This window comes from Streptomyces sp. NPDC001594 (assembly GCF_042893675.1).
Classification (GTDB): domain Bacteria; phylum Actinomycetota; class Actinomycetes; order Streptomycetales; family Streptomycetaceae; genus Streptomyces.
Map to the genome: position 1 here is coordinate 633,101 of NZ_JBIAVB010000001.1, position 13,475 is coordinate 646,575.

Consider the following 13,475-nt stretch of genomic DNA (forward strand, 5'->3'; position numbering starts at 1 on the left):
GGTCCGGTCAGGCGGGAGCGGCGGCCGAACGGCAGTCGGGATGGCCCCAGCGGGTGCCCAGCTTGGCGATCTTCTCGCCCGCCGCGTACTGCTGTCCGCAGGGGCAGGTTCCGCGGAACTTCGCGGTGATGGTGCGCCCGCCGCCGGAGGAGGAGGACGCGGAGCGGGTGGCGGCGCCGCCGGTGGCCGTGCGGCGGGCCGGGGCCGTGCGTGCGGGGGCGGTGCGGCCGGGGGCCGGTACGGGGACGGCGGTGGCGCCGTGGGCGGTGCCGGCGGGTTCCTGGCTGACGGCGGCGTCGCTGGCGGCCTGGTCGGCGATGGCGTTGAGGTGGTCGCCGTCCTCCTGGTGGGCGGGGACGTAGCGGAATTCCACGTCCCGGTCGGCCAGCAGGGCGTCGATGCTCTCGACGAGCTCGCGGTTGGCGACGGGCTTGCCCGCGGCGGTCTTCCAGCCGTTGCGCTTCCAGTTCGGCAGCCACTGGGTGACGGCCTTCATCGCGTACTGGGAGTCCATCCGGACCTGGAGCGCGGTACCGGGCTCCACGGCCTCCAGCAGGCGCTGGAGGGCGGTGAGCTCGCCGACGTTGTTGGTGGCCCGCCCCAGCGGGCCGGCCTCCCAGCGCTCGGGCCGGCCCTCGGCGTCCGCGATGACCCACGCCCATCCGGCCGGGCCGGGGTTTCCCTTGGCCGCCCCGTCACAGGCGGCGATGATGCGATCAGACATCCTCCGATCTTGCCCTATCCCGGGAGCCCCGACGGCCACGCGGCCCGATCACGGCACGGGCTGGCGGGCGGCGGGCTCCGCGACCGGGCCGCGGCCCGCCCTGCCGACCAGGCCCGCGGCCGTGACGACGAAGGCCAGGGCCTGCACGAGGCCCGCTCCGGCGAAGAGGGCGGCCGGGGCGAAGGCGGCGGCCACCCAGCCGCCGAGCAGGGCGGCCGGGAGGATCGCGGCGAAGGAGACGGCCCGGTTGACGGCGACCACCCGGCCCATGAACTCGGCGTCCACCACCTTCTGCCGGTACGTGAACCAGCCCACCACGATCAGCGAGGTCGCCGCGCCCGCCACCGCCCAGGCCGGGGCCAGCAGCCGGACGTCGGCGGTGAGGGCCGGGGCGAGCAGGGAGGCGGCCAGCGCGCCCATCCCGACGGTCAGCAGCCGGCCCTCGCTGTACCGCGCCAGGAGCCGGGGCACGACGGCCGCTCCCGCCACCGCTCCGGCGCCCTGTGCGGCGACGACCAGGCCGAGGACGAAGCTGGACTGGCCGGTCGCCTCGGTGACCACGTACACCAGGTTCGCCTCGACGGCGTGCACGGCGAAGTTGGTCAGGATCAGCAGGATGGTCCCGGACCGGAGCACCGGTTCGGCGAACAGCAGCCGGAACCCGGTCAGCAGGTCCGGGCCCATGCCGCGCAGCGCCTCGCGCAGCGGGGCGGTGGCCGCCGTCGCCGGCGCGGCGGCGGTGAGCAGGATGAGCACGGCGGACAGGGCGAAGGAGACGGCGTTGACCCCGCTGGCCGCCGCCGGCCCGAGGAAGGCGACCACGCTGATGCCCGCGATCGGTCCGAGCATGTTCAGCAGGCTCTCCGACCCCTGGACCCACGCGTTCATCACCGCCCGCCGCTCCTCGGGCACCCGTTCCATCAGGAAGCCCTGGAAGGCCGGGAAGTACAGCGGGCGCATGCAGGCCAGGACGAACGCGGCCGCGTACACCGCGGACACCGGCGGGCTGTCCAGCAGGCACAGCAGGCCGATGCCCGCGACGACCACGGCCGAGGCCAGGTCGCAGCCGGTCATCAGGCGGCGCCGGTCCACCCGGTCCGCGACCACCCCGCTGAACAGGCCGACCAGGACGTACGGGACGAACTCCAGCGCGTAGGTGAAGGCGGCCAGGAAGGCCGAGTCGGTCAGCTGGAGCACCAGCATCGGCATCGCGAAGCGGAACACCCAGTCCCCGCAGGTGGAGACGATGTACGCGGCGCGCAGCAGGATCTCGTCGCGGCGCTCAGACACGGGGGCCGTCCAGCGGCAGCAGCGGATCGTCCACGACGGCCTCCAGCAGGGAGACGAGCCGGTCCAGCAGGCCGGTGACGAACCCGGCGGGCAACCGGTCGGCCTGGTAGTAGGCGGTCAGCGCCAGCTCGTCCCCGCCCGCCTCGCCGACGAGCATCAGCTCGCTGCGCGGGCGGAACCCCTCGTCGGACAGCGGGAACGGGGTGGTCGCGGCCGGTGCCAGGTCCAGGCCCGCCCCGTGGAGCCGGGCGTAGAGCATGTTGAGGACCACGCCGATGGGGGCGTCCGGGTCGGCGTACTCGTCCGGGTTGAAGGTCTTGACCAGCTCGGCGAAGGGGACGGCGGAGTTCTCCTGGGCGTCGAGGCTGTCCCCGCGCACCCGGCGCAGCGCGGCCCGGAAGGTGCCGGCGCCCGCCAGGTCGCTGCGGACGACGAGGAGCTCGGCGAGCGGGGCCACCAGGTTCTCGCGGCCCTCCGTCTCCCGGTTGTAGACGTTGACGGCCACGGCCTGTTCGTCGCGCCCGGTGGCCTCGCGCAGCGCGACGTCCAGGGCGCACAGCACCAGCATGAACAGCGTGACCCGCTCGCGGGCCGCGAACTTCCTGATGTCGTCGACCAGGCCCTGCGGCAGCCGGCGCGCCTCGTAGCCGCCCTCCGGGGCGGCGCCGGGCTCCCGTTTGGGGACCTCCAGCCTCGGTATGGCGCCGGAGCCGGCCAGGCGCTCGCGCCAGAACGACATCATCCGCTCGCCTTCGGGGCCGGCCAGCAGGCCGTTCTGCTCGCGGACGTGGTCCCGGTAGGTGTACGAGACCTCGGGGAGCGCGGGCTCCCGTCCCGCGGCCAGGGCGGTGTAGAGGGCGGAGAGCTCCTCGGTCAGGACGCCGCGGGCCCAGCCGTCCACCACCAGGTGGTCGAAGACGAGGACGACGAAGTGGTCCTCGTCCTCGACGCGCACCACGCTGACCCGCAGGCGTTCGTCCCGCTCCGCCGGCAGCGGCCGGTCCGCCTCGGCCCGGACCCGGGCGACCGCCGCCGCCTCGTCCCCGGCGGCGTCGTGGAAGACGGCGCGCAGGGTGACGGCGGGGTGGACGGTCTGCCGGTCGGGCCCCTCGAAGCGGGTGCGCAGGGCCTCGTGGCGCTGCGCAAGCCGGGCCAGCGCCTCGTCGAGCACGGGCAGCCGCAGAGGGCCGCGGACCCGGTAGGCCTGGGAGATCGTGCGGACGGAGGGCACGCCCAGGGCGCGGCTGCGCTCGTCCATCAGCAGCCGGCCCTCCTGATAGCTCAGGGTCGGCAGGGAGTGTGGTGCGGACATCTGCTCGGGCTCCTAGGCGGGGGTGCGGTCGGTGTCGGCGCGCTCGGCGACCAGGTCGGCGAACTCGCCGAACTCGGGGTACTCCAGGACCTCGCGCATGGTGACCTTGACGCCGAGGGCGGCCTCCAGCCGGGCGACCATCTGGGTGGCCAGCAGGGAGTGGCCGCCGAGGAGGAAGAAGTCGGACTCCTCGTCGATGGCGGTGCCGAGGACCTCGGACCAGATCCGGGCGACGGTCTCCCGTACGGACGACGTGCTCATCGGGGCTCGCATTCTCCGGCGCGCAGCCGGTTTCGGTCGGTCTTCCCGTTGGCGGTCAGCGGGAAGCTGTCGATGACGACGTAGCGGGCGGGGACCAGGTAGCCGGGCAGGACGGCGCGCAGGCCCGCGCGGACGGCCTTGGCCAGGGCCCGGTCGTCGCCCTCGATGTAGGCGGCGAGCCGCTTCCCCCCGAGGGGGTCGGTCTCCACCAGGACGCAGGCCCCGCGGACTCCGGGCTGGGCCAGGACGGCCTGTTCGATCTCGCCGGGTTCGACCCGGTGGCCGTTGATCTTGACCTGGCCGTCCTCGCGGCCGAGGAACTCCAGCGCCCCGTCGGGCCGGAACCGGGCGAGGTCGCCGGTGCGGTAGCAGCGGACGCCGCGCAGCCGGCCGGTGGCGGGCACCGGGAAGGCGCGGGCGGTCAGCTCGGGCCGGTCGAGGTAGCCGGCGGCCAGGCCCTCGCCGGCCGCCCACAGTTCGCCGGGGACTCCGGGCGGGACGGGGTGGCCGCCGGGGTCGACCACGTAGACGCGGGTGCCGCGCACGGGGGTGCCGATGGGCACGGTGGCCGCTCCGGGCGGGGGAGGTTCGGTGACCGGCCCGCAGCAGGTGAAGGTGGTGTTCTCGGTGGGTCCGTAGCCGTTGACCACCGTCAGGCCGGGGTGGCGGGTGAGGACGGCGGAGACGTGGTGGGGGGAGACGACGTCGCCGCCGGTGAACAGCCTGCGCACCCCGGCGAAGGCGTCCGGGCGGTGTTCGGCCAGCTGGTGGAAGAGTCCGGCGGTGAGCCACAGGGCCGTGACGCCGCGGCCGGTGATCAGGTCGGCCAGCTCCGTGAGGGTGAGCGGGCCGGGCGGGGCGATCTCCAGGCGGGCGCCGCGGGCGAGGGTGCACCACACCTCCAGCAGGGCCGCGTCGAAGGTGGCGGGCGCCAGGTGCAGGACGGTGTCGCCAGGGCCGAAGTCGATGCGGGCGTCGTGGGCGAGGCGGGCGATGCCCCGGTGGGTGAGCCGTACGCCCTTGGGCCGGCCGGTGGAGCCGGAGGTGTACATCACCGTGGCGGTCTCGGGTGCCGGCGGCAGCGGGGGTGCGGCGGCGGGGGCGATGCCGCGCACGGAGAGGGCCGCGCCCAGCGGCGGTCGCGGGCCGTCGCCGTCGCCGTCGCCGTCGCCGTCGGTCAGGGTGAGGGCGACGCCGGGTCCTTCCAGCATCAGGCGCAGCCGCTCGGGCGGGTAGTTCGGGTCCAGCGGCACGGCCGTGGCCCCGGCCAGCGCCACGGCGACGGTCGCGGCGACGGCCTCCGGGCCCCGTTCGAACAGCAGGCCGACGGCGTCGCCGGGGCGCACCCCCCGCGCGCCGAGTTCCCGGGCGATGCCGCCGGCGTACTCCAGCAGTTCGCGGTAGGTCAGGGTGGTGCCCGGGGCCGCGAGGGCGACCGCGTCGGGCTGCCGGCGCGCCTGGTCGGCGAACATCCGGTACGCGGGGTCCGCGACCGGTTCGGCGTCCTCGCCGGCCCAGGCCGACAGCAGCTTCCAGTCGGCCCCGTCGGTGAGGTCCAGGTCGCCGAGGGGGCGGTCGGGCTCGGCGAGCGCGGCGGCGGTGAACCGGTCCGCCCGCTCGGCGAGGACCGCGGCGATGTCCTCGGGGACCCCGTCGAGGGCGTACCGCGCCGACCCGTCGGGGAGGCGGACGGCGGACGGGCCCTCGGCCGGGGCCCGGAGCAGGCCCGCGGAGAGGGTCCCGTCCGGGGTGCGGCACAGCCGGGCCGCGAACGCGGCGCAGGCGGCGCCCAGGAGCCGCTCGGCGGTCATGCCGGCCGGTCCGGCGAGCGCCCCGGCCGCCGCGACGGTGTCCGCGTCCAGCCGTACCACCCGGGCGTTCCCGGTCACGCTCGACGGCATGTCCAGCCCCTTCCCCTACGATCTTGAAAAATGCTGATATCCGACCGAGGGAGCAGTCCTTGACCACCCTGATCGTCTTCGACATCGACGGCACGCTGCTGCGCAGCGTCGCCCCCCACCAGGCCGCGTTCGCGGCCGCACTGCGGGACTGCGGGCTCACGGACGTCGACTCGGCGTGGGGCGGCTACACCCACCACACGGACTCGTGGATCTTCGGCGAGGTCTTCCGGCGCAACACCGGCCGGCTCCCCGACGAGGCGGAGCGCGGGCGGTTCGCCGGTCTGCTGCACGAGCACTTCCTGGCCGCCACCGCCCGCGAGGGCCTGGAGGAGATACCGGGCGCCGGATCCTTCCTGCGGGCCCTCGCCGCCGACGACGCGTACGCGGTGGCCTTCGCCACCGGCGGGCTGCGCGAGGTCACGGCGGCCAAGCTGGCCCCCCTGGAGGCGGGCGCGGCCGGGCCGGTGTCCACCGCGAGCGAGCACACCTTCCGCGGGCACCTGGTGCGCGAGGCCGTGCACCAGGCCGTCGAGCGGGCCGGGGGCGGCTTCGAGCGGGTGGTGTGCGTGGGCGACGGGCCGTGGGACGTACGGGCCGCGGTGGCCACGGGCAGCGAGTTCATCGGCATCGGCCCGGCCACGACGCCGTTCGGCGACTGGTTCCCGCGCACCCATCTGTTCGGCTCGTTCGACGAGGTCGACCCGGCGGCCGACTTCAGCCTGGTGCCGCCGCCCGGCCGGGTGCCCGCCGAGCCGGGCGGCGACCGGGTGTTCTCCGCCCGCCCGGCGGACTGCCCCTGCTGGAACTGACCGCACGCTCACGCCCCGGCCCGCTGTTCCACGATCCGGCACAGCTGCTCGAAGCGGCCCGCGCCGGTGAGGCTCGCGGCGGGCAGGCGGACGCCGAACTCCGCCTCGACCGCGAGCACGATCTGCAGCTGGGCCAGGGAGTCCCAGCCGGGCGTGAGCCCGACCCCGCCGCCGCGCACGTCGGCGGCGGGCCCGAGCACCGTCCGTGCGGCGGCCTCGACCCGGTCGGCGACCCCGCCCGGTGCGGCGTCCCCGCCGGGCCCGGGGGCGGTCCGCGGCGCACCCGCCGGTGCGGCCGCGGCGGCGCGGGGGGCCGGCGGCGCCTCCTCGCGGACCCCGTCGAGGGCGAAGCGGACGGTGCCGTCCGGGGTGAGCCACACCCGCCGTGCGGGGGCGCCGGTGTCGGCGGCCTCGGCGGCGACCATGTCGGCGACCTCCTCCGGCAGCAGCCCGAGGCCGGACGGGCGGACCCCGGCCGAGTAGCGGCCCTGGACGTAGCCGGGCTCCACGACGACGGAGCGGATGCCGTGGGCGCCGTGGTGGCGGTCGATGCCGTGCAGCACGCTCTCGGCGGCGGCCTTGCCCGCGACGTAGTCCGACCAGCCGCGCGGGTGGGAGCGGACGGCCTCCGACCCGATCAGGACGAAGCAGCCGTGCTGGCGCAGCAGCATGCCGTCGAGGACGGCGTCGGCCAGGTCGCGCAGGGCCGCGTAGCCGACGTCGAGGTGCTCACGGTAGCCGGCCGTGAGCGGCGCGGCCGCCGCGTGCACGACGAGGGCCGGCTCCAGGGCGGCGATCTTCGCGGCGGCGGCCTCGCGGGCGGCGGGGTCCGCGAGGTCGGCGGTCACGGAGTGGACGGTGGCCCCGGCGCGCTCGCACGCCGCGGCGAGCTCCCCGGCGCCGCCGCGGTGGACCAGCGCGAGGTCCCAGCCGCGGGCCGCCAGGGCCCGGGCGACGGCGGAGCCGATGTCCCCGGCCGCGCCGGTGACCACGGCGGTGCGGGGCGCGCCGGCCGGGACCAGCCGGCCGCCGGTGGTCTCGTCGGGGCGCGGGCGCGGGGCGCGCACGGTGGTGCGGACCTCGCCGTCGAGGACGACCTCGCGGTCCTGGTAGGCCAGCACCCGGCAGGTGAAGACGCCGGTGGCGGGGCTCACCGACAGCACGCGCAGGGAGTAGTGGACGGGCCGGTCGAAGGCGACCGCGCGCACGGGCCGGAACGCGGTGCCGAGGATGACGGCTCCGGGGCCGGGCAGCACCATGCCGATGAGCGCGGAGACGGGGCCCAGCGTCATCATCAGCGGGACGATGGGGGTCTCGAACTCGGTCTCGGCGGCGTGTGCGGCGTCGTGGTGGATGGGGTTGTGGTCGCCGGTGACGGCGGCGAAGGCCTCGAACTCGGCGGCCGTGAAGGTGTGGCTGCTGTGGGCGCTGTCGCCCGGTGTGACGTCATGCACGGTGGTTCTCCGCCTCGGTGTGGTCGGCGACGTCCAGCCACGCGGGGGCGTGGTGCTCGCCGGTCAGGTCCAGTCGCCAGGTGCCTTCGGCCGCGCCCGGGCCGAAGCCCGCGTCCGCGAAGACGCCGCGGCAGGGCGCGTTGCGCTCGGTCGGGACGACCAGCCCGTGCAGGCGGGTGCGTCCCGCGGCGGCGAGGGAGGACGCCAGCCAGCGCAGCGCGCCGGCCTCGACGCCCCGGCCCAGCACGCGGCAGGAGAGCAGGTAGCCGTCGACCGTGGTCTCGCCGCCGTCGTGGGTGAGCACCAGCAGGCCCAGGTCCTCGCGGGCGCTGAAGCGGTCGGCGACGCCCAGGACGAGGACGTCCGAGTCGGGCGCGGCGGCCAGCCGGCGCAGTTCGGCGCGGGTGTGGCGGCGGGTGGTGGTGTTGAACTGGTTGGTCTTGGCGCACAGTTGCTCGGCGCGGGCCGTGTTGCCCTCGGTCAGGGGGCTGATGTGCAGGGTGGTGCCGAGCGAGGCGTAGAAGTCCTCGATCCGCTCGAAGCCGGCGCGCCGGCGCTCGACCTGGGCGCGGGCGCGGTACTGCTCGGTGCGGCGCCGGTCGGCCTCGGTCACGTTGAAGACGGTGGTGTGCGGGTCGTCGAGGAGGGCGTCGGCGTACCCGGCGGGGTCCTCGGGCAGCTCCGGGACGATCACCTGGGGCAGGAACTCCCGTACGCGGGCCCGCTCGACGGGGTTGTCGTCGAGGAACAGCACGTTGGCCAGGCCCACGTTGAGGCGGGCGGCGATGTCGGCGATGGCCTCGGCCTTGGGGCGCCAGCTGATCTCGGTGGCGACGAAGTCCTCCTCGCGCAGCACCATTCCGGAGTGCTCGCGGATCGCGCGCAGGGCGAGGTCCTCGTCGTTCTTGCTGCTGACGGCGAGGGCCACGCCCTGGTCGCGCAGGGTCTTGAGGGCGTGCTGGAGCCGGGCGTGGGCGTTGCCGGGGTGGTCGGTGCCGACCTGGATGCCGTCGATGCCGTCCTCGCCGACGACGCCGTGCCACAGGGTGTTGTCGAGGTCGGTGACGATGACGCGGGCGGTGCGGCCGGTGACGGAGAGGGTGAGCCCCCAGAACCTGCGGGCCAGCGCCCGGCTCAGGGCCGCCCCGTGGGGGACCCGGCCGACCAGCCACAGCCGCTGGTCGACGAGGGGCCCGCCGCCGGCGCGGGCGACGACCTCGGGTAGGTCGACGACATGGACGTGGTCGTGTCCGTCGAGGGCCTCGCGCAGCAGCCGGTCGGCCTCGCGCCACAGGGGGCCGGTGTCGGCGGCGGAGGGCTGGAGGGGGGCGAAGGAGACCACGAAGACGGGCCGGTCGGTGGTGGCGGCGTAGGCGCCGACCAGGCCGGTGTAGTGCTCCACGGCCCCGGCGAGCCGTTCGCCGTCGCCCGGGACGAGGGCGTCGGTGGAGAGGACGTCCTCCAGCCGGTCGGTGAAGAAGGAGGCGTGCGGGGCGAAGCGGCGCAGGGCGGAGCCCGGATCGTGGACCTCGCGGGCGAGGGTGCCGTACTCCGGCACGTGGAGGGCGTGCGGGGCGCGGCCGAGGATCCGCCGGCCCTCGGCGGTCATCTGCGCGGCGAGGACCTCCAGGTTTCGGGTGCCGAGCAGGGCCAGCCGCACGGGCTCCGCGGCCAGCTGGCGGGCCCGGTGCTCGATCACCCGGGGTTCGCGGAGCAGGACGTACGGGTCGGCCCCGATCAGCTCCCCGCAGACCCGGGCGAGGTCGGTGACGGAGACCGCCTCCACGGCGGCGTCCCACAGCGGGGTGCGCGCGAGCAGGCCGTCCGCGCGCAGCCGGTCGAAGACCGGGGCGAAGTCCAGGACGGAGTCCAGGGCGGTGTCGCGGACGATCATCTCCAGGTCCAGGGGCACCGGGCCGGAGCCGAAGTCCGCGGTGCCGCTCACCGTCATCGGGTGGCGGTAGGGGACCTTCTCCAGTTCCTCGTAGCGGTGGACCTGGGTGCAGGAGTTCCAGTCGGCGCCGAGGGTGGCGATGCGCGCGGCGTGGCGTTCGAAGACCTCGAAGACGGTGCCGGCGCCGAAGGCCGTGTCGGAGGGGCAGGCGGCCAGTTCGCCGGCGAGGGGACCGGCCACCGCGAACGAGTACACCGGGTGGGGGGTCCGGCGCACCTCGGGCAGGTCCAGGAACCACTGCACGAGCACGCCCGTGTTCGGGGCGGAGGTGCGGTGGTGGTACTCCTTGGTGCGGCAGAACTCGAAGGTGACGGCCGGCAGGGCCACCGTGACGCCCTCGGCGACCAGGGCCCGCAGGGCGGCGAGGAGGTCGCCGCGCAGCCCTTCGGCGGGGGTGCGGAAGGCGAACAGCGAGGAGTGCAGCACCAGCAGGCGGTCGTCGGGGCCGAGGACGGACTTGAGCGCGGCCAGGAGCTCGTCGCGGCGGGAGGCGTGGCCGGGAGCCCGGCCGGGGGCGTGGCGCATCAGGAGGCTCCAGTGGCCAGCGGGTACGGCTCGCCGACCAGCACCTCGGCGAGGGCCTCGGCCAGGCGCTTGTTCTCCTGCGGGGCGCGGCAGGCCACCCGCAGGTAACGGTCGCCGTCGGGCATGGACTTGCCGCCGCAGTCCTTGACGAGGATGCCGTGTTCGGCGAAGGTGCGGCGGACCACCTCGTGGGCGGAGGCGCCTGCGGGCAGGCGCAGCATCACGTAGTTGGCGTCCGGCGGGTAGACGGTGACGCCGGGCAGCTCGCCGAGGAGGCCGGCGAGTTCGTCGCGGTCGCTGCGGACCCGGTCGCAGCTGGCGGCGAAGGCGTCCCGGTAGCGGGGCAGCAGGCGCAGGAAGGACTCGGCGAAGCCGTTGACGTTCCAGATGGGCAGGGCGGCGCGGACGTCGGCGACGAACTCGGTGTCGGCCGACAGCAGGTAGCCCAGCCGCAGTCCGCCGATGCCGTACACCTTGCTCATGCTCTTGACCACGGTCAGGCCGGGCAGTTCGGCGAGGTCGGGCTCCAGGCTGTGCCCGGGTGCGCAGAAGTCCACGAAGGACTCGTCCACGACGAGCCGGATCCCGTCGTCGGCCAGCAGCCGGGCGAGGGTGACGAGGTCGGCGCGCGGGACCGCCATCGAGGTGGGGTTGTTGGGCGAGGTGATGATCACGGAGCGCACGCCGGCCTGCCGTGCCTCGTCGGCGACCCGCCGCGGGTCCATGGTGAAGGCGGGGGCGGGCAGGTGGATGCGGTGGACGTCCACCTCGTCGAACACGGCCTCGTACTCGTTGAACCCGGGGACGACGAGCGCGGTCCGCCCGGCCAGACGGCCGAGGATCTTGATGAGTTCGGAGGCGCCGTTGGCGACGACGAGGCGTTCGGCGGGCTGGCCTATGGCGGCGCCGAGCAGCCGCTGGAGCGCGCCGTGGCCCACGGGGTAGTGGACGAGGGCGTCGCGGAAGTCCCGGGCCAGCTCGTCCACCAGGGGCGCCGGGGGGAAGTACAGGTTGTAGAGGAGGCGGTGGTCGACCAGGTCGTAGCGCCAGTAGCCGCCGTGCAGGTTCTCCAGGAGGGTGAGCCGGTCCTCGGAGTCCGCGAAGAGGTATTCGGCGGCGGCGTGGTCGGTGAGGTCGTCCACCTCGTACCAGCGCAGGTGTGCGCAGTCGACGGCGTGGAGCGGGAAGCGCCCGGCGCTGACGGTGTCGGCCAGGACCAGTTCGTAGTAGGCGCCGTGACCCCCGTCGGCGATGAGGGCCTCCAGGGCGGGGACGAACTCCTCGCGCAGGTAACGGGCGCGCAGCAGGTGCACGTTGGCGGTCTTGTAGGTGCCGGCCAGGTCGATCTCGGGGCCCTGTTGGGCGGGCAGCAGCATCGCCGAGACGGTGCCGGCCGCGTCGAGGGTGACGACGGTGCCGTTCATGCCGGGCCGGTGCGGGGCCACGGCGGTGGCGACCTCCGCGTCGGCGGCGGCCAGGGCGAGGGGCAGTTCGGCGTCGAAGACCACGTCCCCCTCGACGAGGTAGACGTCGCGGTCGAGCTGTTCGCGGGCCAGCCACAGGGAGTAGGCGTTGTTGGTGGTGCGGTAGGCGTCGGATTCCACGTACGTCACGGCCATTCCGGCGTGCGTCTCGCCGACGGCCGCGCGCACCTCGTCCGCGCGGTAGCCGACGACGAGGACCGTCTCGCGGACCCCGGCGGCGGCCAGGTGGTCGAGGGTGCGCAGCAGGATGGGCCGGCCGGCCACCGGGAGCAGCGGCTTGGCGTGGTGGAGTCCGAGGCGTCGGCCGAGCCCTGCGGCCAGGACGACGGCCTTGGTAGGCCTGTTCATGAGTGGGTCTCCCCCGTGGTCGCTTCGTGCAGCAGGTCGTCGAGGACGATTTCGCCGATGTCGTGCTGGTAGAGCCAGACGCCGTCCGCCCGGCGCGTGTAGCTCGGTTCGCCGCCGATGTCGGCGGAGGGGGCCAGCCCCGCGCCCAGCCCGTAGGCGAGGAGCCGGGGGTGGGCGGTGCCGTGGACGTCGACGAGGTGGCCGCGGTCCGTCACCACCGTGCCGGTGGGGCCGGTGGCGGGGGCGAGCGCCGTGCCGTCGGCGTGGGCCAGGGGCGGCAGGTCGGCCTCGAAGCCGTTGGCCATGACGACGACGTCGGCTTCGGCGAGGGCCTTGTGGGCGGCCTCGGTGTCCCGCGGGTCCCCGGCACGCAGCAGCCGTACCGGTGCCGGGGAGGCGCCGGCGAGGCCGAGGGCGGCCCGGGCCAGTTCGTGGGCGCGGCCGCGCAGGCCCCCGTAGCGGTTGACGCGGCCGTTGAGGGGACAGACGTCGAGGACCGGATCGAAGGCGTAGCCGTCGGCTCGGGCGGCTTCGGCCCCGTCGTAGAAGAGGCGCAGGCCGGTGCGGTGGAGGACGGTGATCTCGTCCGTCCCTGCGGCCAGCAGCAGGTCGACCGCGGACCAGGCGCTGTGCGATCCGCCGACCACGACGGCCTTGCCGCGGGCGGCGGGCGGGGTGTGGCGGGCGTCGATCAGCGACGAGGAGTGGCAGACCTTGTCCCGGTGGGGCGCGAGGTCCAGGCCGGGTACCACCTCGGCGTCCGCGTAGCCGCCGAGCGGGCGGCCGCCGGTGGCCAGGACCGCACGGCGTGCGGTGAGTTCGAGGCCGGCGCCGGTGGTGACGCTCACCCCGTCGGCGGTGAGCCGGACGGCCTCGGCCCGGTCGGTGAACACGGCGCAGCGCGGGTGGGCCTCCAGCAGGCCCGTCACGACGGCGCCGAGCCGGGTGAGGAAGGGCGCGACCACCGACAGCGGCGGGTGCGCGTCGGCGTGCTCCCTCAGCAGCCGGGTCTCGGGCAGGTCGCGGAGGGCGGCGAAGGGCCCGTCGGCGGGGAGGCCGTCGAGGCCCTCCAGGAAGGGGCCGCCGAGGGAGTTGGCGCCGATGCGGTAGTGCGCGAGGCCCCCGGGGCCCACGGGTCCGGGTTCGACCAGCGCGACGCCCCGGTCGAGCAGCGCGTCGAGGCGGCCGGAGCGAGCGGCGGCGATGATCGGGCCGAGCGCTGCGGGTCCTCCACCACAGAACACCAGGCCGAAGTACTGGTCGGCAGACGGCAAGAGAGATTCCCCCAAGAACGTGGTCAACAGGTCCCGCCGCATAACCGTCCGTGCGAAACGACGAGTTGGGCCGGGATTTTCTGGACTGATCGCCGAATAAACCAAACACGGGGTGAACAGGTTGTCAAGACCAATTGTC

Annotated in this window: 10 protein-coding genes; 1 reads left to right on the forward strand and 9 read right to left on the reverse strand. The window is 75.2% G+C overall.

Features of this window, described 5'->3' with window-relative positions; translation table 11 throughout:
• Positions 1-7 precede the first annotated feature (7 nt).
• The 5 genes from ACFY0O_RS03185 to ACFY0O_RS03205 are packed head-to-tail and all read right to left on the reverse strand — an operon-like array spanning position 8 to position 5,488.
• Positions 8-724: a ribonuclease H gene (locus ACFY0O_RS03185; RefSeq protein WP_388942083.1), complete on the reverse strand. Its 717-nt coding sequence runs from the start codon at positions 722-724 to the stop codon at positions 8-10.
• A 48-nt stretch (positions 725-772) separates the two neighbouring features.
• Positions 773-2,014: an MFS transporter gene (locus ACFY0O_RS03190; RefSeq protein WP_388942085.1), complete on the reverse strand. Its 1,242-nt coding sequence runs from the start codon at positions 2,012-2,014 to the stop codon at positions 773-775.
• The gene (locus tag ACFY0O_RS03195) at positions 2,007-3,326 is read right to left on the reverse strand and encodes a condensation domain-containing protein (protein WP_388942088.1); all 1,320 of its coding nucleotides are present in this window, start codon (positions 3,324-3,326) and stop codon (positions 2,007-2,009) included. The genes ACFY0O_RS03190 and ACFY0O_RS03195 overlap by 8 nt, the downstream gene beginning before the upstream one ends.
• 12 nt (positions 3,327-3,338) lie before the next feature.
• Positions 3,339-3,587, reverse strand: coding sequence for a phosphopantetheine-binding protein (locus tag ACFY0O_RS03200; protein ID WP_358895349.1), 249 nt, complete (start codon positions 3,585-3,587; stop codon positions 3,339-3,341).
• A complete protein-coding gene (locus ACFY0O_RS03205) occupies positions 3,584-5,488 on the reverse strand; it encodes an amino acid adenylation domain-containing protein (protein ID WP_388942092.1) in 1,905 nt (634 codons plus the stop codon). The genes ACFY0O_RS03200 and ACFY0O_RS03205 overlap by 4 nt, the downstream gene beginning before the upstream one ends.
• Before the next feature lie 59 nt (positions 5,489-5,547).
• On the opposite strand from ACFY0O_RS03205, the gene ACFY0O_RS03210 reads away from it, so the two are divergent.
• Positions 5,548-6,297: an HAD family hydrolase gene (locus ACFY0O_RS03210; RefSeq protein WP_388942095.1), complete on the forward strand. Its 750-nt coding sequence runs from the start codon at positions 5,548-5,550 to the stop codon at positions 6,295-6,297.
• 8 nt (positions 6,298-6,305) lie between these two features.
• On the opposite strand, the gene ACFY0O_RS03215 is transcribed toward ACFY0O_RS03210, so the two are convergent.
• Genes ACFY0O_RS03215 through ACFY0O_RS03230 form a run of 4 tightly spaced genes read right to left on the reverse strand, consistent with a single transcriptional unit; the run spans position 6,306 to position 13,336 of the window.
• A complete protein-coding gene (locus ACFY0O_RS03215; RefSeq protein WP_388942098.1) occupies positions 6,306-7,751 on the reverse strand; it encodes an SDR family NAD(P)-dependent oxidoreductase in 1,446 nt (481 codons plus the stop codon).
• A complete protein-coding gene (locus ACFY0O_RS03220; RefSeq protein WP_388942100.1) occupies positions 7,744-10,230 on the reverse strand; it encodes an HAD-IIIC family phosphatase in 2,487 nt (828 codons plus the stop codon). Before ACFY0O_RS03220 ends, ACFY0O_RS03215 begins: the two co-directional genes overlap by 8 nt.
• Complete coding sequence (locus tag ACFY0O_RS03225) at positions 10,230-12,062, reverse strand: aminotransferase class I/II-fold pyridoxal phosphate-dependent enzyme (protein WP_388942102.1); 1,833 nt, start codon at positions 12,060-12,062, stop codon at positions 10,230-10,232. Before ACFY0O_RS03225 ends, ACFY0O_RS03220 begins: the two co-directional genes overlap by 1 nt.
• Entirely contained in the window at positions 12,059-13,336 is a 1,278-nt protein-coding gene (locus tag ACFY0O_RS03230) for an FAD-dependent oxidoreductase (protein WP_388942104.1), read from the reverse strand. The genes ACFY0O_RS03225 and ACFY0O_RS03230 overlap by 4 nt, the downstream gene beginning before the upstream one ends.
• Positions 13,337-13,475 lie beyond the last annotated feature (139 nt).

What these genes read in the sequence shown, in the direction of transcription:
- ACFY0O_RS03185 (WP_388942083.1), bottom strand. Translation starts at nt 724, where the DNA reads ATGTCTGATCGCATCATCGCCGCCTGTGACGGGGCGGCCAAGGGAAAC.
- ACFY0O_RS03195 (WP_388942088.1), bottom strand. Translation starts at nt 3,326, where the DNA reads ATGTCCGCACCACACTCCCTGCCGACCCTGAGCTATCAGGAGGGCCGG.
- ACFY0O_RS03200 (WP_358895349.1), bottom strand. Translation starts at nt 3,587, where the DNA reads ATGAGCACGTCGTCCGTACGGGAGACCGTCGCCCGGATCTGGTCCGAG.
- ACFY0O_RS03205 (WP_388942092.1), bottom strand. Translation starts at nt 5,488, where the DNA reads ATGCCGTCGAGCGTGACCGGGAACGCCCGGGTGGTACGGCTGGACGCG.
- ACFY0O_RS03220 (WP_388942100.1), bottom strand. Translation starts at nt 10,230, where the DNA reads ATGCGCCACGCCCCCGGCCGGGCTCCCGGCCACGCCTCCCGCCGCGAC.
- ACFY0O_RS03225 (WP_388942102.1), bottom strand. Translation starts at nt 12,062, where the DNA reads ATGAACAGGCCTACCAAGGCCGTCGTCCTGGCCGCAGGGCTCGGCCGA.